At 59.6% G+C, this 20,818-nt stretch carries 14 protein-coding genes; 7 read left to right on the top strand and 7 right to left on the bottom strand.

The window, feature by feature from the left end:
• Nucleotides 1-80 precede the first annotated feature (80 nt).
• Entirely contained in the window at nt 81-1,049 is a 969-nt protein-coding gene (rarD, locus tag CRD18_RS05480; protein ID WP_048734788.1) for an EamA family transporter RarD, read from the top strand.
• On the opposite strand, the gene CRD18_RS05475 is transcribed toward rarD, so the two are convergent.
• From CRD18_RS05475 to CRD18_RS05465, 3 genes are all read right to left on the bottom strand, one after another.
• Nucleotides 1,046-2,473 (bottom strand): D-arabinono-1,4-lactone oxidase, encoded by a 1,428-nt coding sequence (locus tag CRD18_RS05475; protein ID WP_048734784.1) that lies wholly within the window; start codon nt 2,471-2,473, stop codon nt 1,046-1,048. The genes rarD and CRD18_RS05475 overlap by 4 nt on opposite strands.
• Complete coding sequence (locus tag CRD18_RS05470) at nt 2,470-3,759, bottom strand: alanine racemase (RefSeq protein WP_048734781.1); 1,290 nt, start codon at nt 3,757-3,759, stop codon at nt 2,470-2,472. Before CRD18_RS05470 ends, CRD18_RS05475 begins: the two co-directional genes overlap by 4 nt.
• Before the next feature lie 81 nt (nt 3,760-3,840).
• Nucleotides 3,841-4,005: a hypothetical protein gene (locus tag CRD18_RS05465; RefSeq protein WP_016422979.1), complete on the bottom strand. Its 165-nt coding sequence runs from the start codon at nt 4,003-4,005 to the stop codon at nt 3,841-3,843.
• Nucleotides 4,006-4,250: 245 nt separating this feature from the next.
• On the opposite strand from CRD18_RS05465, the gene dnaE reads away from it, so the two are divergent.
• From dnaE to CRD18_RS05450, 3 genes are all read left to right on the top strand, one after another.
• The gene (gene dnaE / locus CRD18_RS05460) at nt 4,251-7,808 is read left to right on the top strand and encodes a DNA polymerase III subunit alpha (protein WP_016422978.1); all 3,558 of its coding nucleotides are present in this window, start codon (nt 4,251-4,253) and stop codon (nt 7,806-7,808) included.
• Nucleotides 7,809-7,864: 56 nt separating this feature from the next.
• A complete protein-coding gene (gene ilvA, locus CRD18_RS05455) occupies nt 7,865-9,160 on the top strand; it encodes a threonine ammonia-lyase IlvA (RefSeq protein WP_049190440.1) in 1,296 nt (431 codons plus the stop codon).
• A 106-nt stretch (nt 9,161-9,266) separates the two neighbouring features.
• Entirely contained in the window at nt 9,267-12,947 is a 3,681-nt protein-coding gene (locus CRD18_RS05450) for a hypothetical protein (protein WP_187406577.1), read from the top strand.
• On the opposite strand, the gene treZ is transcribed toward CRD18_RS05450, so the two are convergent.
• Nucleotides 12,944-14,860: a malto-oligosyltrehalose trehalohydrolase gene (gene treZ / locus CRD18_RS05445; protein WP_070429574.1), complete on the bottom strand. Its 1,917-nt coding sequence runs from the start codon at nt 14,858-14,860 to the stop codon at nt 12,944-12,946. The two genes, CRD18_RS05450 and treZ, sit on opposite strands and share 4 nt — an antisense overlap.
• A gap of 129 nt (nt 14,861-14,989) precedes the next feature.
• Between treZ and CRD18_RS05440 the strand changes: the two genes are divergently transcribed.
• Nucleotides 14,990-15,691 carry a YigZ family protein gene (locus CRD18_RS05440; protein ID WP_370449640.1) on the top strand — a complete coding sequence of 234 codons (702 nt, stop codon included), beginning with the start codon at nt 14,990-14,992 and terminating at the stop codon, nt 15,689-15,691.
• 6 nt (nt 15,692-15,697) lie between these two features.
• Here the strand turns inward: CRD18_RS05440 and CRD18_RS05435 are convergent, their stop codons facing one another.
• Nucleotides 15,698-16,444, bottom strand: a complete 747-nt coding sequence (locus CRD18_RS05435; RefSeq protein WP_016422973.1) for a helix-turn-helix domain-containing protein — start codon at nt 16,442-16,444, stop codon at nt 15,698-15,700.
• A gap of 152 nt (nt 16,445-16,596) precedes the next feature.
• On the opposite strand from CRD18_RS05435, the gene CRD18_RS05430 reads away from it, so the two are divergent.
• Together CRD18_RS05430 and CRD18_RS05425 are read left to right on the top strand one after the other, a co-directional pair.
• Complete coding sequence (locus CRD18_RS05430) at nt 16,597-16,842, top strand: hypothetical protein (RefSeq protein ID WP_005510313.1); 246 nt, start codon at nt 16,597-16,599, stop codon at nt 16,840-16,842.
• Nucleotides 16,843-17,235: an RNA-binding S4 domain-containing protein gene (locus tag CRD18_RS05425; RefSeq protein WP_083304802.1), complete on the top strand. Its 393-nt coding sequence runs from the start codon at nt 16,843-16,845 to the stop codon at nt 17,233-17,235. It begins immediately after the preceding gene.
• Here the strand turns inward: CRD18_RS05425 and CRD18_RS05420 are convergent.
• Complete coding sequence (locus CRD18_RS05420; protein WP_070827222.1) at nt 17,183-18,349, bottom strand: GTP pyrophosphokinase family protein; 1,167 nt, start codon at nt 18,347-18,349, stop codon at nt 17,183-17,185. The two genes, CRD18_RS05425 and CRD18_RS05420, sit on opposite strands and share 53 nt — an antisense overlap.
• Nucleotides 18,339-20,801, bottom strand: a complete 2,463-nt coding sequence (gene treY, locus CRD18_RS05415) for a malto-oligosyltrehalose synthase (protein WP_016422970.1) — start codon at nt 20,799-20,801, stop codon at nt 18,339-18,341. Before treY ends, CRD18_RS05420 begins: the two co-directional genes overlap by 11 nt.
• Between the last annotated feature and the right edge of the window lie 17 nt (nt 20,802-20,818).

Raw genomic sequence — 20,818 nt, 5'->3', positions numbered from 1 at the left:
AACGACTAGGATGAAGCGGCTAGAACTCTGCCGCCAGTACGCAGTCAGTTTCAACGAGAACGAAAAGGAGTCAGTCAACAGTGATTCAGGCATTCGGTGCGTACCTTTTGTGGGCGCTGTTTCCGCTCTATTTCCCCTTGCTGGAACCAGCAGGGGCCGTAGAGATTTTGGCGCACCGATTCGTCTGGACCCTTGTCTTTATGGTCATTGCCCTCAGCTTCATGCGCGCATGGCCAGAGCTGAAGGCCGCGAGTGCCAAGACCTGGGGCACTATTTTTATTGCCGCACTGTTGATCTCCGTCAACTGGGGTGTGTACGTCTACCTGGTCAACAATGGGCAGGTGGCGGAGGCCGCGCTCGGCTACTTCATCAACCCGCTGGTCAGCGTTTTGTTGGCGATGATTTTCTTCCGTGAAAGCATCTCGCGGTTGCAGCTCGGCAGTGTCATCCTGGCAACCATTGCGGTCATTGTTCTCACAATCGGTGTGGGACATCCGCCGTTGGGTGCGCTGGCGCTGGCGTTCAGTTTCGGTTTTTACGGACTAATGAAGAAGCGGGTATCGCTTTCCTCTGCAGCTTCGCTGACGGCCGAGTCCGCCGTAATCACACCGATTGCGCTGGCCTACATCCTCTGGTTGACCTACAACGGGCAGAGCACCTTTACCTCCGAAGGAACTGGTCACGTGCTGCTCATGATGAGCGCCGGTGTTGCTACCGCCATTCCGTTGCTTCTCTTCGGCGAAGGTGCCAAGCGCCTGCCGTTGGCCACATTGGGCCTGATGCAGTACCTGACTCCAGTTCTCCAAATCACCCTGGCAGTCACTGTGCTGGGCGAGCAGCTCGAACCGGAGCGCTGGATCGGGTTCTTCATCATCTGGGGTGCCGTCGCGCTGTTCATCTGCGATCTCATCCTGAAGATGCGGCGCCAGAGGCGGGTTCGCCGGGAACTCCGCAAGGCCGGTGTTGAACCGGCCGCGGTTTCCGACGATGCCGCCGACCAGACGGATGGGGCGGTTACCCGGGACGTCGTAAAGCCGGCAGATAATTAGCAGAAAAGTTCGCGCAGGTGCTCGTTGAGGAAGATTCCCTGCGGGTCGACCTTTTCCCGTAGTGCCTGGACCTCGCCGAACAGCGGATAACGTTCCGCGAAATCCTCCGCGCGGAGCGTGTGCAATTTGCCCCAGTGCGGGCGACCTTCGTGGGCCTTGAAAATCGGCTCGATGAGGTTGAAGTACTCTCGATAATTTTCCTTCCAGTAGCGGTGGATGGCGATGTAGGCACTGTCGCGACCGTACGCAGTGGATAGGGCCACATCATCGGCTTTCGCGGAGCGCACCTCGATGGGGAAGGAGACTTTCATCCTCTTGCGGGCAATCGCGTCGCGGATTTCCCCGAGGACATCGGAAGCGGCCTCGAGCGGGACGGAGTACTCCATCTCGGAAAAACGCACTCGGCGCGGCGAGACAAAGACCTTGTGCGCCTCATTGGAGTAGCTGCGCTCTGGCACGGTGTTGGTGGCAATCCGGTTGATGGTATCGGTCGTAGCGGGAATGGCCTTAGCAATCTCGCAGCACGCCAAGAGTCCCATGTTGTTGACGACTTCGTCGTTAAGATACGTACGCGCGCTGCCCAGGCGCTGCTTCAGGCTATTGCGGCTCGGGCGGCGGTGGCGCTGCGGTTCAATGCGAGTATTGTGCTTGACCAGCGTCTCGCGCTGTCCCGGGAACCAGAAAAACTCCAGGTGGTCAGCTTCTTTGCAGCGCTCGGCGAAACTCTTGCGCAGGGAATCAAACTCTTCGCGGTGCTCGTCGGCGTGCAGATCAAACGCTGGCACGACGGACATCGTGACCTCCGTAAGCACGCCGAAGACACCCAGTCCCAGCCGTCCGAGGCGGTAGAGCTCGCCGTCGATTCCCTCAGCGTCCGGATGGCAGTGCCTGACGACGCCATCCGCGGTGACAATCTTGAATCCTTTCACGGTGCCTGCGAAGCCGGTGAATCCAAGCCCGGTGCCGTGTGTGCCAGTAGAGATAGCACCGGCCAGCGACTGCGGATCGACATCGCCCTGGTTGGGAAGTGCCCAACCGAGCGGGCGCAGAATACCTGGAGTGTCGCGCAGGCGAGTGCCGGCACGCAGCGTGGCGGTCTGGTTGGCGGCGTCGAGTTCGACCAGACCAGAGCAGCGGTCGAGTTGAATGCGGTGCCCATCGGTGGTGGCCACGGAAGTAAAAGAATGACCGGCCCCTAGCGGGCGCACCGTAGTTCCTTCGGTCTTCGCCGCTTTAATTACCGAGATAACGCCCTCATCATCGTGCGGCTGATGAGTGTAGGACGGGGTGCACGATTGCGTGTGCGCCCAATTGCTCCAATGAGAGTTGGCGACGGCTTTTGCCTGCGCACGCCGACGTACGCGTGGTACGCGGGACTCAACTGTAGAGACTGTGAAGCGGGCGTTGTTGCGTGAATTGCTCATGTGAAGATCAATCCCTTTCCTCGGTACGTGGGCCAGTGGGCGATGATGGCGCCATCTCGAACTGCAATGACTTCTTGTGTGTGCTCGGCTATTTCGCCGGCCTTGGCGTGGCGGAACCACACGGGATCTCCCAGCGAAATTGCGTCGGCGGTCTTGCCGAGCAGCGGAGTCTGCACCTCACCTGGTCCTTCCTCTGCCGCGTAGCGCAGGCCAGTGGGGTACCAGGGGGTTGGCAGCCGGTCAGCTCCCGCCGGTCCAGAGGCAATTCGACCACCGCCGGACACCGTGACCACGCCCTTCTTAGGGCGTCGCGTCGCCGGCAACACAAACCAGGACGCCGGGCGCAGATTGAATGCGCGATAGTTATCGAAGAGGGTTGGTGCCAGGAACCCCGACCCCGCCGCTGCCTCGGTGACTGCGGCCTCGGCGCACGTCGACTCCAGCGACCCCGTGCCACCACCGTTGACAAACTCCAGCGGCCCCGCCACTTTCTCGACTGCAGCGACAACCTTCGCGCGGCGCTTTGCCAATTCCTTCTTTGAGACGGCCTGCATCACTCGAATTGCGCGCGCACGCAGGGAGTTTCCGGCATCGCCCACTCCGGCAATGTGTCCCTCATACATCATGATTCCCGCCAGCTGCAGCTCCGGACGGGCAATAATCTGCTTGGCAAACGCCGCTGCCTGCTTCGGCGAGAACAGGCTTGAGCGCAGCGTACCGATATGCACGCCGGGGAGGGGACGAAAGGATGCGTCGACGTCCATACACACGCGGATTGGCGCATTTTCGCTTGCCGACGACGCCAGCGCCTCTAGATGCTCGGGACGGTCAACCATGACGCAGATGGCGGCACGCGCTGCATCATCGTCGGCAAGCTCTGAGATAGCGCGGGCGTCAAGAGTTGGGTAGGCGACGACGATGTCGTCACTAATGCCTTCTCGGAATAGGTACAGCGCCTCTGCCAGTGAATATGCCAGCACGCCCTGGAAACCGGGGAAGGCCAGGGCGTGCGAAATAAGCTGTGGAATGCGAATCGATTTCGAGGCCACGCGGATAGGCATCCCGTTTGCACGGCGGAGCATATCGCGGGCATTGGCTTCGACCGCCGCGAGGTCGACGACGACTGCAGGAAGGGAAGTGCAGTTAAGCAGCGTGTCGGTAGCTAGTGGCGGGCGGGCTGTCTGGGACGTCTGCGGCGGCAGCGCCTCGGGTAAATGAGACGTCGGTGTCGGAGCCGGGCGGGATGTACCCGAGGACTCCGGGGCAGAAGCTCGAGAAAGTTTCATGCCCTAAAACGTAATCATTGAAAACCTGTACTGTCTTTGATTTTGAAAAGAAAGTCAGAATTTTCCAGGTCTGCGCTTTTTTTAGACCAGCCAGCTGTAGCGGGCGGCATCCATGTTGGAGGTGATGACATCGCCATCGATGAGGTAGCCGGCGGCAACGGGGCGGCGGTCGATGGTTGCAAGAACCTCGTCAAGCTCGGGCTTGGGGAAGTAGGTGAAGTGGCCATCGGAAAGTGGTGCGAACACTGTATTGCTCCTTTGGTTCTTTGCTTGGGATTAACACGGAAAGGCTAGCGGCCGCGAGGAAATATGAGGACTTCCTCACGAACCGTGGTGTTGAGTATTGTCAACTGGTTTTGAAAAGTAAAGGAAAAGTAAGAGTGATGTTGCACACGTCTTTAGCTATAACTGTGCAGGCATAAGGGGCTGCTTCATTTTGGGTGTTCGAAGGAATCTTGTTCAGTCCGGGGGATTGTCTACAATCTGGACTCATGGCTAACTCCTCCTTCGTGCACCTCCACAATCACACCGAGTACTCCATGCTCGACGGTATGGCGAAGATTGATTTGCTCGCCGACGAGGTTGCGCGACAGGGAATGCCTGCGGTCGGTGTCACCGACCACGGCAATATGTTTGGCTCGAATGCGTTCTATCGGCAGATGAAGTCCAAGGGCATCAAGCCAATCATCGGCATTGAGGCATATATGGCGCCGGAGAGCCGTTTTAATAAAAAGCGCATTCAGTGGGGTGAGCCGCATCAGCGTCGAGATGACGTCTCGGGTCGCGGTTCCTACTTGCACCAGACCATGTTGGCTGCGAATGCGCAGGGTCTGCGGAACCTGTTCTACCTGTCGTCGATGGCGTCGTATGAGGGGCAGATTAGTAAGTACCCGCGTATGGATGCCGAGTTGGTGGCGGAACGCGCCGAGGGCATTATCGCGACCACTGGTTGCCCGTCGGGTGATGTGCAGACGCGTCTGCGTCTGGGGCAGTTCGACGAGGCTCTGCAGGCCGCCGGAATGTGGCAGGACATCTACGGCAAGGAAAACTACTTCCTTGAGCTGATGGATCACGGGCTGGATATTGAGACCCGTGTGCGAAGTGAGTTACTGGAGATTGGCCGGAAGCTGAACCTGCCGCCACTGGTTACGAATGACTGTCACTATGTCACCCGTGACCAGGCCAAGGCTCACGAGGCCATGCTCTGTGTGCAGACGGGTAAGACGCTCAATGACCCGGACCGTTTTAAGTTCGACGGTGACGGCTACTTTATTAAGTCCGCCGAAGAAATGCGCGCGACCTGGGATCACCTAGTCCCGGGTGCCTGCGATAACACGCTGCTCATCGCAGAGCGCGTTGAGGACTACGACGAGCTGTGGGAAGAGCACCCGCACGATCGCATGCCGAAGGCGGACGTTCCGGAAGGGGAGACGCCGACGACATGGCTGCATCACAACGTGATGGAGGGGCTGCGCAAGCGCTTTGAAGGGCGCGAGGTACCGGAGGAGTACATCCGGCGCGCGGAGTACGAAATTGAGGTTATTGACGGTAAGGGCTACCCGTCGTACTTCCTTATCGTTGCGGAGTTGATCCGCCATGCCCGTGAGGTGGGCATCAAGGTCGGTCCGGGGCGTGGTTCCGCTGCCGGTTCCCTGGTTGCGTACGCGACGTGGATTACCAATATCGACCCGATTGAGCACGGTCTTCTCTTCGAGCGATTCCTGAACCCAGAGCGTCCGTCCGCGCCGGATATCGATATCGACTTCGACGACCGCCGCCGCGATGAAATGATTCGCTACGCGGCAGATCGCTGGGGCGAAGACAAGGTGGCGCAGGTGGTCACCTTCGGTACGGTGAAGACCAAGCAGGCTCTGAAGGACTCGGCGCGTGTGCAGTTCGGTCAGCCGGGTTACCAGATTGCAGACCGCATTACTAAGGCGCTGCCACCTGCGATTATGGCTAAGGACATTCCGCTGAGCGGCATCGTCGACCCGGAGCACCCACGCTACGGCGAGGCCGCCGAGGTTCGTCAGCTTATTGAAACCGACCCGGATGTGGCTCGAATTTACGAGACAGCCCGTGGTCTCGAGGGCGTCGTTAGGCAGACCGGCGTGCACGCTTGTGCCGTGGTGATGGCGTCGGTGCCACTCTTGGATCACATCCCGATGTGGAAGCGACAGGCTGACGGCGCGATTATCACTGGCTGGGACTATCCGGCGTGTGAGGCCATCGGTCTGTTGAAGATGGACTTCCTGGGTCTTCGAAACCTGACGGTTATCGGTGACTGTATTGAGCACATCAAGTCCAACCGAGGCGAGACAGTTCTGCTCGATGACCTTCAGACCGATGATCCGAAGGTCTATGAGCTGCTGTCGCGCGGTGACACCCTCGGTGTGTTCCAGCTCGATGGTGGCGGAATGCGTGAGCTGCTCAAACGCATGCAGCCAACGGGCTTCGACGACATCGTGGCATCGCTGGCGCTGTACCGTCCGGGGCCGATGGGTGTGAACGCGCACTTTGACTACGCGGATATTAAGAATGGTCGCAAGCCTTATAACGCCATCCACGCGGAACTGGATGAGCAGCTGAAAGAAATCCTGGAAGAAACACACGGCCTGATCGTGTACCAGGAGCAGATCATGAAGATCTCGCAGAAGCTGGCGAATTACACCGCGGGCCAAGCAGATGGTTTCCGTAAGGCCATGGGTAAGAAGAAGCCCGAGGTGCTGGCCAAGGAGTTCGTGAACTTCGAAGGCGGCATGTTGGAGAATGGTTTCTCCAAGGATGCTGTCCAGAAGCTGTGGGATATTATTCTGCCCTTCGCCTCGTACGCGTTTAACAAATCTCACGCGGCGGGCTACGGCCTGGTGTCCTACTGGACCGCGTATCTGAAGGCCAACTACACCGCTGAGTACATGGCGGCGCTGTTGACCTCGGTGGCGGATGATAAGAACAAGCTGGCTATTTATCTGTCGGACTGTCGCCACCTTGGCATTAAGGTGCTGCCGCCGGATGTCAATGAGTCGGGTATGGACTTCGAGCCGGTCGGTGAGGATATTCGCTTCGGCCTTGGCGCTATCCGCAACGTCGGCCATGATGTGGTCGCGTCGATTGTGAAGACGCGCGAGGAGAAGGGCAAGTTCACGTCGTTCTCGGACTACCTGGACAAGATTGAGACGCTGCCGTGTAACAAGCGCATCACCGAGTCGTTGATTAAGGCCGGCGCTTTCGACTCGCTGGGGCACCCACGAAAGGGCCTTGCGCTCATTCACGAAGAGGCCATTGACTCGGTGCTGTCGACCAAGAAGGCTGCAGACAAGGGACAGTTCGACCTGTTTGCGGGCTTCGGTGGGGAAGAGGACACCGGATCGGAGAGCATCTTTGAAATCCGTGTGCCGGATGAAAAGTGGGATCGCAAGCACGAGCTGACCCTGGAACGAGAAATGCTGGGCCTCTATGTCTCCGGTCATCCACTCGATGGGTTCGAAGAATCGCTGGCCGCGCAGACCGATACCGCTTTGACCACGGTCGTCGGTGGGGAAGTCGCTAACAACACCGAAATCACTATTGGTGGCATTGTCTCTAGCGTTGACCGTCGCGTGAATAAGAACGGCCAGCCCTGGGCGATTATCGGTATTGAGGACCACAACGGCGCGCGCGTGGAAGTTATGGCTTTTGCGAGAACCTACGCGATGATTGCCACCAGCATTGCTGAAGACGCCATCGTGCTTATTCGTGCCCGCGTTCAGTACCGCGATGACCGCATGAGTGTGGTCTGTGATGACCTGAAGCTGCCGGATCTTGGCCGTAATGGCTCCACTTCGGCGCCGCTGCGTCTGACCATGCGCACTGATCAGTGCACTCCGGAGATGATTGCCAAGCTGAAGTCAGTACTGCTGGACAACCCAGGCGACTCCGACGTTTACCTCAAGCTTGTCGACGGCGATTCCCACACCACTTTGGTTCTCGGCGAGCACTTGCGGGTTGACCGGGACGCCAGCTTGATTGGTGATCTGAAGGCGACGATTGGGGCCAGCATTTTGGGGTAGCTTATCGTGGCCCTGATTGTCGCAACCGGTTGTATGACCGAGTAGAGTCATAGCTCATGAGTGAGAATTCCGTGCCTGCTTCCCAGACCGAACGCCGACTTGTCCACGCGGCCGATATTCAGATTGCGCAGGCACGAATTTCTTCGGTTATTGCGGCCACTCCGCTGCAGTTCAGCCCACGTCTTTCCGAAATCACCGGCGCTAAGGTATTCCTCAAGCGGGAAGACCTCCAGGACGTGCGCTCGTACAAGATTCGCGGTGCCTACAACGCCATGGTTCAGGTCACCGACGAAGAGCGAGCAGCAGGCGTCGTTGCGGCATCTGCAGGAAACCACGCTCAAGGCGTGGCATATGCCTGTCGTCAGCTGGGTATTAAGGGGCGCATCTATGTGCCCAATGCCACGCCGAAGCAGAAGCGCGACCGTATCGCTTACCACGGCCGCGATGCCGTTGAGATTGTCGTTGTCGGGGACTCCTTCGATGAGGCCGCCGCTGCGGCGCGTGCTGACGCACAGCGCACTGGTGCCACCATGGTGGAGCCATTCGACTCCTTCAACACCATCGTCGGACAAGGCACTGTCGCAGCTGAAATTATTGCGCAGCTCTCCGGTCAGGGGTTGACCTTGGATACCATCTGCGTACCGGTCGGTGGCGGTGGTCTGCTCAGCGGTGTCACCTCTTACCTGTCGGATATGTCGCCTAACACCCAGGTCATGGGGGTGGAACCTGCGGGTGCGGCCTGCATGCGCGCAGCCCTGGAGAACAACGGCCCGATTACGCTGGGGCACACCGATCCGTTCGTCGATGGCGCCGCGGTGGCCCGTTTCGGTGACCTGCCATGGCACATCCTGGAGGCCAACCGCAACCGCGTTCATCCGATGATTGCGCCGGAGGGCGCGGTCTGTGAGGCGCAGCTGGATCTCTATCAGAACGAAGGGATCATCGCTGAGCCGGCCGGTGCGCTGTCTGTGGCAGCTCTGGAGCAGATGCAGTTTGAACCGGACGAGGTTGTTGTCTGCATCATCTCGGGCGGTAATAACGACGTGCTGCGCTATGCCGAGATCATGGAGCGCTCGCTGGTCTACCGCGGCCTCAAGCACTACTTCCTGGTCAACTTCCCGCAGAAGCCCGGCCAGCTCCGCATGTTCCTCAGCGATGTTCTCGGCCCGGATGACGACATCTCGCAGTTCGAGTACCTCAAACGCAACAACCGCGAAACTGGCGCGGCTCTTGTCGGTATTGAGCTACGTCGTGCCTCTGACCTCGAGGAATTGCTGGCACGCATGGATGCCTCGCCGCTGAAGTGCCGCCGACTGGTACCCGGCACACCAGAGTATGACTTTTTGACCTAGACTTGCTGGGTCCAGCTGGGAAACCTCCGAGGAAGTCCTCCCAGCTCCGTTAATTAAATGAATCTTTTCGAGCAAGCTTTGTAGCGAAGGGGAGCGTCCACCCACTATGACTGGGGCAAGCAGTGTCGACCAGGGTGTCCGAGTGGAAAATACCGTGATTGTCGAAATGTGGCTGGCTGCCGCAGAGCAGGACCTGGCCACCCGGATTCCGGGTCTGCTGGAATCCGCCACACAGGCCAAAGTTGAGCCACTGTTTGTCTGGTCAGGGCTGGCGATGGACGAGGTTGAGCGTATCGACCGCTTCCTGGGAACGCTCCTGGCCCATCATCTGGCGGGCGGTACTGCTGCTGATATTGAAGCTGCGAAAAGTGTCGTTGACAATCACCCGCTGGTCACCCTTGCCTCGCTGGTAGGACGCGCCGCGCGTGTTGCGTCGGCAAGCGAAATGTGGCTGGACTGGCCAGCCGCTCTGCAGCTGGATCCAGACGCTGACACTACCGGCGCGCTCATCAAGCACCTCGCCGCCGCAGTGCCGACAATGCTGGCCAAAGCTGGTTTGCCTAACGACGTCGACAGCAACCAAGCCGACGCGGATCCGCTGCAGCGGGCAGCGCAGGTGCTTTTGCTGCACGCGGGAGTGCAGCTGTCAGTGATGCCACTGATTATCGAGCGCTGCGAGGACCTTGCCGGGGTAGCGGAGCTATCCGACCCTTCATCAAATGACTTGGTACAGGCGCTGTCGAAGGTTCATCCGCTGCTCGAGGAGCTGCTGACCGAAATCGCAGAGGCGGAAGATGGTGTCTACCCGCTGGCGCTGCGGCAGTTGGCCAGGACGGCACCTCGTCAGGCACACAAGTTGTTTAAGGCAACCCTCGGCTACGCCATTGCCACCGCCGCTGATCCGGCCAACTGGGAGGCTCGGGAAGAACTCGGCCAGCTCGATGCGGGGCTGCCGCCTATTCTGGTGGCCGCTGCGCGTGAAGAGCTGCGTATGCGTCCGGCGGGTACTGCGAATCGTCGTGAAGCCGTGGGCGTGGTGGCAACGACCGGCCGCCCGCAGCTGTACTTCGATGAGCTGACGCAGACCGTTGGCGTACAGCTACCGACGCCGCTGGATCCGGCGGGACGGACCTGGCGTGTCACCTTCGGCGGCACGGTAGCAACGACGCCGGTGGTGGGCCTGCAGGATTCGCTGCCGCGTCCAGTGGTGACCATCGATGAGCCGGTGCGCGATGTGCTGGTGGAAATCGGCGATGAGAAGCACTGGCGAGTCCCCGCGATTAGCACTGAGGACCCGATTCTCATTTTCGGTGCCGACGGTCAGTCAGTCACAGACAAGGTCTCGCTACACTCGACGTCCGCTACGGTGGTCTACCCGGTTGATGCCACACTCGTTGACCCCGTCACAGGCGCTGAGGTGCCATTGCTATCGGACCCGCGCCCATTTAACTGGGAGCTGTGGCAAGTCGCTGAGATCGACCTTCGCGATGTTCATGCAGTTCAGGTTCGTCGGTCCGGGGCGGCTGGCGAGGTTCGCTCGGCATCACCGCAGCGGCAACCGCGAATGACCATGCCCCACGCACGTCTCGACGGCACGGTGTCTGCCTACGGCACCCCGGTTTACGCCGGTGGGCCGGTCGCTGTGTTCCCGCCGACGCTGTCCGGTAAGGACGAGTCCTGGCGCGCCATTGTCACCGATTTTGGTGGCTATGGTGCGTTTACCACGGATTCCGTCATGGTCTATGACCTCGAGGTGCCCGCCGCGGGTGGCGAGGTTGAGATCCTTACCGATGATGATTATCCGTGGGTCGGCGAGTTCGTGGTTCGCCTGGTCAATCCGCGTGGCCGCAGCTTCCAGAAGCACTTCGCCATTGCCGAGCAGGCAGACCTCACGATTACTTACAGCGGTGGTGGCGACGGCTTCCGCATCCCAACCATCGACGGGCTGAGCCCCGCCGACATCCGCGTTGTCTCGGGTGACAAGCCGCTTGACGCCGAGCCCGCTATCGTACGCCTCGGGGCGGACGAAGTCACAGGTACCGTCGAGCTTTCCACCGAAGAAGGCGCATGGCTGCAGTTGCAGGTCACGCCAGGCACGCTGCAGTTTGAGGTTCCGCTTGCCGACGAATCCGTCGCCCGCCGCACCACTACATTGGTCACCCGCCCGAAGCGTGTCGATGCCTTCGGCAAGATTGTCGTCAATGCCCCGGGCGAGTTGCGCCATGCGCATGTTGCAGTTTCCAGCGGTGAGCGCGACATCTGTCGTGTCCCCATCAAGCGTTTCGGCGATACTGGCTACGCGGAGTTCGGCAAGTTTGCCGACCGTATCTCCCTGCTGAAGGCCCTGCGCATCAGTTTGGACTGGACACGTGTGACGGGACGGAAGCGCCTGTCTGTACCACTGGTGGAGGCTTCCTCCCGCGATGCCATCCGCCAGATTGCCTTCAACGATGAAGCCACTGACATCATCGAGGTTGATGTCGCTGACGACGTTTCGCACTTGCCGATGACCCTGTGGCTCTGGGCCGCCGGTCAGCCGTGGCGCGAACCCGTCGCCCTGGAAGTCGTAGAGGGCGAATGCGAGCTTCCCGCCGAACTCCGCGGCCTTGGCCCATTTGTCGCGCAGGTGACTCTCGGTGTGGAAAAGGAACGCCACCCGCAGTGGCCGGCGGCCGGGTCGACCATTCTGAATCATGTCGATGATGCAGAGGCTATCGACCTCGATGGCGAGGACACCGATCCCGTTGCTCGCGCGCAGGAACTGTGGGGCGAGCTAAATCAGGATCAGCTCGCACGTTTGTGGACACTACTGGCGACCTTGCGGGCTGGTCGTGCAACCGACATGGTGCAGGCGAATCCGCTGCTGGCCGCACCTAGGTTGGGTGCGATCTTGTGTGCCGAACCACGCGCTGGTCTGGCAGCGTTGAACCGTTCAGTCATCGCGCTCGACGATCAGCCGGGTATGTTTATCGCCTCCGGACTCGTGCTGGGAGACTTCAGCGCTACTAAGCCAGTGCCGGGGCGTCGCCGTGTGCCGTGGCTCGGTGCATTGGCAGCATTGGCGGATCTCACTGATGAGAGCGTGGACCGTTCTCGTCAGCTGGATTACCTGCGCACAACTGGTGGCCAGGGACTGCTGGACATTGCTGCCAGCGGCCAGGACACCACCCTGGAGTCCGCTACTATCGACCAGAGCTCGGTGCAGATTACCTCGCTGCCGGAAGCACAGGCCAGCGCTATTCTGTCGCAGGTCTTTGATCCTTACCGCATGGTCCCGGGTCCGCTGACCGACGATGACGCTCGCTTCACCGCAATCTACGAAGTGGTACGCAATCGTGCTGAGATTGTGGAATCCGGTGTCATGACCCAGCTTGCCGCCGCCTCTCGGGTGTTGTTTAAGACGGTATCGAAGGCGTCTCCACGACTGCGCAAGGCGGTCAATGTGCGCTTCCACAAGCTCGACGGCATCGATGCGGATGATCCTTCGCTGCACTGGACTCTGGTGCCGGGAACGTCACTGCTTATTGCAGTGGCTGCCCGCGTATTGGCTCGTACTCAGGCTGAGAACTCTGATGCCAGTGTCGCCGCTGTCCGTGAGCTGATTCCGATGTGGGCTCAGCTGGCGGACCTGGTTCCGACGTTGGTGATGAGCGATATTCTCATCGCAGACGCGTTGGTGGCTCACGTCCTCCACGGTGATGTCACCGAGTTGCCGTGGCCAGCACCCGAGTCGGGTGCAGCGGATGAGGAAGAGTCCGACACCGAGGCTGAAAATCCGGCTGACTAGCTGAGCGAGACGACAGCGTAGCCCCACGCTGGAAGCGAGATTTCGGGACCGGCAGCTTCGTCATTGACGATGCTGGCTGCTGCGTCTTCAAAAGTGTGCAGCAGGTGGGCGGAACCGAACTCGGAATCCAGGCTGACGCTGGTTTCGGCGTCGGAGAAATTCGCCACCAAAGCGACAGTTTCAAAGGCATCCGAGTTTCGGGCACCCATTTCGCGCTCATCCTGGCTGCGCACAACGACGAGGCAACGATTGTCCTCGTCATACTCAGTCACCACAGATGCCGACCAGGGAGTGCGAAGCGACGGGTGGGACTTCCGCAGCGCGAAGAGATCGCGGTAGGCCGCCAGAATAGTGGCGTGCGAGCCCTCCGAGACCTCCTGCCAATTGAGCTTCGAGTGGTGGAAGGTCTCTGGATCCGATGGGTCGGATACCTCCTTCGGATCCCACCCGGCACGGGCAAACTCACGTAGGCGTCCCTCGCGCGTGAGCCGTTGCAGCTCCGGATCTTCATGGGAACAGAAGAAAGCAAACGGGGTAGAGGCGCCCCATTCCTCACCTTGGAAGAGCATCGGGGTGAAAGGACTGCAGGCGATAACTGCTGCCTTTAAAACCTGCTGCGCCGGAGTGAGGTTCATCGACGGACGGTCACCGACAGCGCGGTTTCCCGTTTGATCATGTGTGGTCGTGTACGTTACGAAAGCATGCATGGGCTGTACAGACAGGTCGAAGAGACGACCATGAGTGCGACCACGGAACGTCGACATTGTGCCCGTATGCCAGAAGCCAGTTTCCAAAGCACTAGCTAGCGCTTCCACCGACCCAAAGTCTGAGTAGTAGGCGTGGTCCTCGCCAGAGACCAGCGTGTGCAGTGCATGGTGGACGTCATCATCCCACTGAGCGTTGAGGCCAAAGCCACCTGCAGCGCGCGGGCGGACCAAACGCGGATCATTCTGGTCGGACTCTGCAATCAAAGAACGCGGAATACCAGTCTCGGCTGCGACAGTGTCTGCGACAACCTGCATCTGCTCCAGAATGTGGAATGCCCCCTCGTCATGCAGGGCATGGACCGCGTCCAGACGAAGACCGTCGACGTGGTAATCCACCAGCCATTGGCGCACTGCATCCAAAATATACGCACGCACCTCATCAGAGTTGTCGCCAGTGAGATTGACAACCTCACCCCAACCCGTCGAACCACCAGCGGTGTAGGGGCCGAAAAATCCCACATAGTTGCCGTCTGGACCAAAGTGGTTAAAGACCACATCCAAGATGACAGCCAAACCCTTTCGGTGACACGTATCAATCAGCTTCTGTAGACCCCGCGGGCCACCGTAGCCCTCGTGCACGCTGTGCCAGGACACACCGTCATAGCCCCAATTACGGTCACCACCGAAAGGCTGCACTGGCATCAGCTCAATATGTGTTACCCCCAGCTCAATCAGATGGTCTAGATGTTCCACCAAACCTTCGAAATCACCAGAATCGCTGAAGGTGCCCACATGCAGCTCATAAATCAGACCTCCTGGCAGAATCCGGCCCGACCAGGCCGAGTCCTTCCACTTATAGGCACCCAGGTCAACGACCTCGGAGAAACCATGCGGACCATCCGGCTGCGACTGGGAACGCGGATCTGGCAGCGGTATTGTCCAGTCACCGACAGCAGGGGAGGAGCCGTCCCCCGATTCGTCGTCAGGCGCGCCGAATCCCGCATGTGCCCGCAGCGAAAATGCGTAGCGATCCCCCGGTGTACGAGCCACATCAGCTTCAAACCAACCAGAGTTGGCGCCGTAGCCATCGGTGGCGTCAGCGATTGGATGCATATCAAAAATCGCTGGCGCGTCAGGATTGCCCAACAGCAGACGGACTTCGGAAGCGTACGGGGCCCAGACTCGGTAGTTGCTCATGGGCACCATGGTAGGTCAGTCAGCGGATTGGCACAGGGGAACCGTTTTCGAACACCGCGTATTTGAGGTGAGTCCAAGGTGAAGTCGAGATAGTAGCGAGCGACGGTGATTGGGTGTGCACGAAGCCCATACGCAACAATGGACACTATGACCACCGAGCCATCCACTTCGACCGAAGCGACGCAGAAGCAGCGCGACATCGAGCTGATTGTCCCCGCCGGCGGTGACATCGTCACGAATGAAATCGAGATTAAGAAATCTCGCTTCATCACGTGGATCGCGCGTGCTGACGACGAAGACAGCGCCCGAGAGGTCATCAATTTGGCCAAGGCGGAGTACCCGGATGCTCGCCACCACTGCAGCGCATACATTCATGAGGTCGTCGGAGGGAATCGGGTGGAGCGATCCTCAGATGACGGTGAACCTGGCGGCACGGCAGGGCGCCCAATGCTCGATGTGCTCCAGGGCTCTGGAATGACGAATGTCACCGCCGTAGTGATCCGCTATTTTGGCGGCATCAAATTAGGCACGGGTGGGCTTGTGAGGGCCTATTCGGATTCGGTCTCAGAGTGTCTAGAAAAAGTCACGCGCATGCGGCGCGTGCAAAGAGCCTTGAGAGTAGTGAGTGTCTCCGCCGCAGATGCCGGTCGCATCGAAGCGGAATTGCGTGCTCGTGGTTATGAGATCGTGGAAACGCGGTGGGGCCAGAACGTGGAGTTTTCCATCGCGGTGACTGCCGATGGGATTGCCCAGCTTGACGGCGAAATGCAGGCGCTGACTAAGGGAGCTAGCGAGCCGTCTACGGACGGTGGCGAAATCTGGTGGGAGCTGCGCGCTTAACAGCCGCTAACCCTGGTTCGGGGATTCCTCGCCGTTGTGTGCGCCGCGATGGCGCTTGAGAATTTCCACCAGTTCGTCCTTATTTTCCGCAATCTTTTCTGGCCGACCGAAAACGCAGACTGCCGCGACAGTAGCACCGTCTTCCTCCACTGCGATAGAGACACCGTCAACGCCACCGCCTTCGGCAATACCCGGGGCAGCACAGACGCCGGTCTCTGCGATTTCCCCGGCCTGGCGGAGGAAATCATCCACATAGACCTGGTCTTCCGGCCGCGCGGAGTTCAGGTAGGACCACAGTTCGCGCTTTTCAAACCGACTCATCAAAACCCAACCTGCAGAGGTGCGCAACAGCGAGCGCGGCAGGAAGTTCTCCGTCAGGTACTGGTAGCGCATGGATTCACCGACGGTTTTGAGGTAGAAAAGCTTGCCACCAACCGGCAGTGCCAGCACGGTAATCAAGCCAGTTTCGTTGTGAATCGCCTCGAGCTCAGCCGTCGGAACGTTGACCATGCGACGACCGGCCATGACATTGAGCAGAAACGGCGCCATGCCGAGCGTGTAACGCTTGTTGGACTCGTCAAGGTAACCTGTCACAGTCAGACCGTTGACAAGGCCCTGCGTGGTACTGAGCGGATAGTTCAGCGTGTGGGCGATGTCAGTGAGGGTTAGACCTTCGTTAGAGCGCGCAACGAGTTCGAGGATCGCCGCAACGCGGTCGACCATGCGGTGGCGGGGGCGGACAGTTTCTGTCATAGGACTAACACTAGCAATCAACCTACGCCATTGTGTTAATTACCTACCCAAATAGGAATATCTAGCAGGTTTGCTATAGCTGTAGAAATTTTTCCCGAATTGTACGCCCTATCGACCTATGCGATGCGTCAGGGCGACCAGAACGCTCTAATATGTACTCCATGAGCTATCTTCAGCCCCAACCTCAGAACCCCATTGAGCTCCGTAAGAACGCGGTGCGAAAGTACTCCCGCAATGCCGTTGTGTGGGCAGGCAGCGGTGTCGTCGGCGGTGCAGTGCTCGGACTTCTAGCCGGAAGCATGTCCCTATTCCTCATCCTGGCAGTAGTCGGCCTGGTCGGTGGTTTTCTCAATTGGCAAAAGGTTCAGCGGATTGTGAACTACAAGGATCCGCAGTAAATGCCTGCTCAGCAGCAATTGTCTACCGAACCAGTGCGTATCGATGCCTGGATTTGGGCGGTCAGGTTGCTGAAAACTCGCTCATTGGCCGCAGATGCGTGCCGTGGCGGCCACGTCAAAGTCAACGGCGAAGCCGTGAAACCCTCAGTTCTGGTCGTCCCCGGGGACAGAGTGCGACTGTGGGCAAACCACCGCGAACACATTGTTGAGGTCACCAAGACGGTGAAGAAGCGGGTCGGAGCTCCGGTGGCCAGGCAGTGCTATATCGACCACTCTCCGCCACCGCCTCCGAAGGAGATTCTCGCATCGATGCCGACGCGCGACCGCGGTGCCGGGCGGCCTACGAAGCGCGATCGCCGTCAGCTCGATCGTCTTCGGGGACGTCGCTCATAGGCATCCCGGCCTCCGCTAGTTGCTGCAACCGTGCGCGCAAACGGGCTGGTCGACGCTTCGGGTTATGGCTGGTATCCGCAGTGGCCTTGATGTGCTTTTCACCGCGAGCCGCTAGTAATAGGTCATCGATAACACGCACATGACCTGGGTTAAAGCGGTACTTCATGGCCTTGCTTACCGCGCTGAGGCGCTGCGGATTAAGTAGCTCTCGCAGCTGCCCGACAGTGCGGATGCCATTGCGCTCCAGCAGTTCTTCTGCCCAGTCGTAATGCTCTGATTTCGATCGGGGCGCATCTGGAAGCAGCATCGTCAGCACGCCGGGTAGGGTTTCCTCAGTCACCACAATGTCATCGGCTGTGGTCTTTGCCGGAGCTGAGGGCTGTTTGCCCTCTCCCTGCGCGGAATCGTCCGGCGTGGATTCCTCCAGCACGGCAACGACTTGGTCGAACTGCTGATCCGCGAGCTCAATAAGGCCAGCGGCCAGCGCAAAAGCTCGATCAATCCGCGGGTCTGTCGCTCCCTCAGGGGCCTTATAGCGAATATCGTGCTCAAATTCCGCCCACGCATGCTGCAGCACAGTGCGCAGTTGCACCTCAAACTGCATATCCGCATATGGAGCTAGCTCTGACGGCGCCGCCGTCGACACCTTGCAGATCAAGTGCTGGGAGCCGTATCCCAACCGGCCGCTGATTCGTGTCTCCGCGGTTTTGTCAATCCTACGCAGCACAGTCAGCGAATCTCCCAGCGCATCCATGATCGCGGGAATCTCCGTCGAATGGTACGTGGTTACACGCACACCGATGATGTCGTGGATACCGTGCCACGGGTCAGGGTAGACGTAGTTGCCGTCCGCTTCACGACGCAGGGCCTTCTGCCGCAATGAGCGGAAAGACTTCACCCGCGCCGTGACATTGTCAAAGGCCAAACCGGCATCGGAGAGAATCTCTTTAATCGCATCGACAAAGTCCTGCGCGGCGGTGGGGTGCCGAGTTGCCCACGAGTCGTACTTCGACTGCAGTGCACGTGTAACCTCTCGATCCTCCGCCAACTGAGTCTTGCGGGTCTGGTCGCGGGAATCGTCGGGAAGCGAATCCTTCATTCGATTAGTCGTCATCGTCCTCGCGTACCAGCAGTGCTACTGGGAAGGAGCTGAACAGAGAAGCCACGGCGATGGTGCCGGACCAAGTATGGCCAGTGAAACGGTCGGTCCAGAATCCCTTGGGAAGTGTCACTGTAGTGTCGCCCCAACCGCCTTCGCGTTGCAGCCCCAGCGGACGGCGCGTCACCAGCGCGATAACATCTTCCGGCTCGCCCTTCGGTCCACGTGCTGCACCGACCAAATGACGCTCGCCGACACCCACGGCGAATACTGGCTGGTAGGCGCCGCCGACGAAGGACTCCGGGCGTTCCGCACGCAGCTTCACTCCGTGGTGAGTCACCATCAGCTTTGCGACGTCCGCATCGGCATCCGTAAAGTCCTCCGGCAGCTCAGCTGGGTGCTCTGGACTCTTAGTTACCGACGTGACCTCATCGCGAGCAACCTTATCCAGCGCCGCGACGCGCGCATCGTAGTCGACGAACCGGCGGTTGTCAGGATCAACCAGGGAGTCCTCTGTGAACTCCGTCCCCTGGTAGGTATCGGGGATGCCGGGGCCGACAAGCTGGAGGAGCTTGCGCGACAGTGACGTGGTCAGGGCAGCTGGCGCAATGGAGCGGACGAACTCTGTGATGGAGTCGGTCAGGGGGCCGTCGAGAAGCGCGTCAATCCAGCTGCGGATGCCGAGTTCGAACTCCTCGACCGGCTCCGTCCAGGAGGTGTGCACATCTGCCTCGCGGATGGCCTTAATGGCGTAGTCGTGGAGGCGTTCGCGCAGTTCATCGGTAATCACGCCGTCGGTCGGCCAGACTCCGATGATGTTCTGCAGCAGGAAGTAGCCGGTGGCATCGTCCGGGGCGGGGGTGATGGCCATCCAGTTGCGGACATTTTCAGCCCAGTCGCCGGAGACATCGGAGAGCTGGAGAATGCGGGCGCGGACATCTTCGCCGCGCTTGGTGTCGTGCGTGGACAGCGTGGTCATGGTTCGTGGCCAGAGGCGAGCACGTTCCGACTGCAACAGGTGGAACTCCGCCGCAGACATGCCGTAGCGACCGAGATCACCGCCGACTTCGTTTAGGCTGATCAGGCGGCAGGCACGGTAGAAGGTGGTGTCTTCGACACCCTTTGCCATGACCGCACCACAAACCTGAGCGAACCGCGTGGCGGCCTCACCACCGGCTACCAAACCTGCCGAAATGAGGTCGAGGGCAAAGACACGCGAGGGGAAACGCGCTGCCATTTCACCAATGACCGTGGAAGCCACTCGCGACAGGGAGACATAGTCCGAACGGTAGACAGGCATGGCAGCGACCAGCTTGCAGATGGTGTCGATAAGTACCTCATCGCTGACGCTGGTACCGCTGATAGACCAGTTATCGCGGCGCAGGGCACGTGCTAGACGACGGACTTCTGCAGCCAACTCGTGCGCTGCGACATCGTGTTTGAGAGCCTGCGCAGTTGCCTGCACGGCAGTTTTGTCCCAGGTTGAGCCGGACTGCTGCAGAGCCAACATACTCATGGCGTCTCGGGAGTCGCGGTTGACGAAGACATTGTCGAACTCACGCAGGGCGTCGTAACCCGTGGTGCCGTCAACCTGGAGCCTCGGATCCAGTGGCTCTTCGGCACCCAGAATCTTCTCGATAACCAGCCACTTGTCATCGCCGAGTAGACGGCGCAGCTCACTGAGGTATCCGAATGGGTTGCTGAGGCCATCCGGGTGGTCAATGCGGACACCGTCAATGATGTCCGCAGCTAGCAGCTCGCGGATGATGCGGTGTGTGTGCTCGAATACCACCGGGTTTTCCTGGCGGATGCCGGCCAGGCCGTTGACGCTGAAGAATCGACGGTAGCCAATGACCCCGTCCTTCCAGTACATCAGGCGATAGGCCTGGCGATCATGTACTTCCTGCGGGGTGCCGTCCTCGGTGCCGGGGCGCACCGGGAATGTGTTGTCGTAGTAACGCAGAAGTGGCTCGTCGCCAGAGGTGTCGAGCTCCAGCTTGTCGATATCCTCCGGGGATCCCAGAATCGGCAACCCCATCTTGCCGTTGGCACCGTTGTCCTCGTGCCAGTCGATATCGAAGTATGGCTCGAACTGAGAATCCTTGCCATAGGTCAGAACGTCCCACCACCAGGCATTGAGCTTGGGCTCCTCAACACCGAGGTGGTTCGGTACCAGGTCGATAATGATGCCCAGACCGGCCTTGTGCGCCACCTGCGCGAGCTTCTGCAGCTCTTCCATGCCGCCGAGCTCCGGGTTCACTGTCGTCGGATCGATGACATCGTAGCCATGGTTAGACTCCGGTACGGCGGTGAGGATAGGCGACAGATACAGGTGTGAAATTCCGAGGTCTGCCAAGTAGCCGACCTGTTCAGCCGCGTCAGCGAACGTGAAAGCGCGCCCGTTTGGGTCGGCCTTGGGGCCACGGAGTTGGAGACGGTAGGTGGACGTAATTGGTCGGCGACTCATGTTCCCCTTTATACCGC

The sequence above is a fragment of the Corynebacterium sp. LK31 genome (assembly GCF_014335015.1).
In the GTDB taxonomy this organism is placed as follows: Bacteria; Actinomycetota; Actinomycetes; order Mycobacteriales; family Mycobacteriaceae; genus Corynebacterium; species Corynebacterium jeikeium_D.
This window is presented reverse-complemented; position numbering and strand designations above follow the sequence as displayed.

Excerpts from the sequence above, each read along its gene's own strand:
- CRD18_RS05475 (WP_048734784.1), bottom strand. The coding sequence starts at position 2,473 with ATGAGCAATTCACGCAACAACGCCCGCTTCACAGTCTCTACAGTTGAG.
- CRD18_RS05470 (WP_048734781.1), bottom strand. The coding sequence starts at position 3,759 with ATGAAACTTTCTCGAGCTTCTGCCCCGGAGTCCTCGGGTACATCCCGC.
- dnaE (WP_016422978.1), top strand. The coding sequence starts at position 4,251 with ATGGCTAACTCCTCCTTCGTGCACCTCCACAATCACACCGAGTACTCC.
- ilvA (WP_049190440.1), top strand. The coding sequence starts at position 7,865 with ATGAGTGAGAATTCCGTGCCTGCTTCCCAGACCGAACGCCGACTTGTC.
- CRD18_RS05450 (WP_187406577.1), top strand. The coding sequence starts at position 9,267 with ATGACTGGGGCAAGCAGTGTCGACCAGGGTGTCCGAGTGGAAAATACC.
- treZ (WP_070429574.1), bottom strand. The coding sequence starts at position 14,860 with ATGGTGCCCATGAGCAACTACCGAGTCTGGGCCCCGTACGCTTCCGAA.
- CRD18_RS05440 (WP_370449640.1), top strand. The coding sequence starts at position 14,990 with ATGGACACTATGACCACCGAGCCATCCACTTCGACCGAAGCGACGCAG.
- CRD18_RS05435 (WP_016422973.1), bottom strand. The coding sequence starts at position 16,444 with ATGACAGAAACTGTCCGCCCCCGCCACCGCATGGTCGACCGCGTTGCG.
- CRD18_RS05430 (WP_005510313.1), top strand. The coding sequence starts at position 16,597 with ATGTACTCCATGAGCTATCTTCAGCCCCAACCTCAGAACCCCATTGAG.
- CRD18_RS05425 (WP_083304802.1), top strand. The coding sequence starts at position 16,843 with ATGCCTGCTCAGCAGCAATTGTCTACCGAACCAGTGCGTATCGATGCC.
- CRD18_RS05420 (WP_070827222.1), bottom strand. The coding sequence starts at position 18,349 with ATGACGACTAATCGAATGAAGGATTCGCTTCCCGACGATTCCCGCGAC.
- treY (WP_016422970.1), bottom strand. The coding sequence starts at position 20,801 with ATGAGTCGCCGACCAATTACGTCCACCTACCGTCTCCAACTCCGTGGC.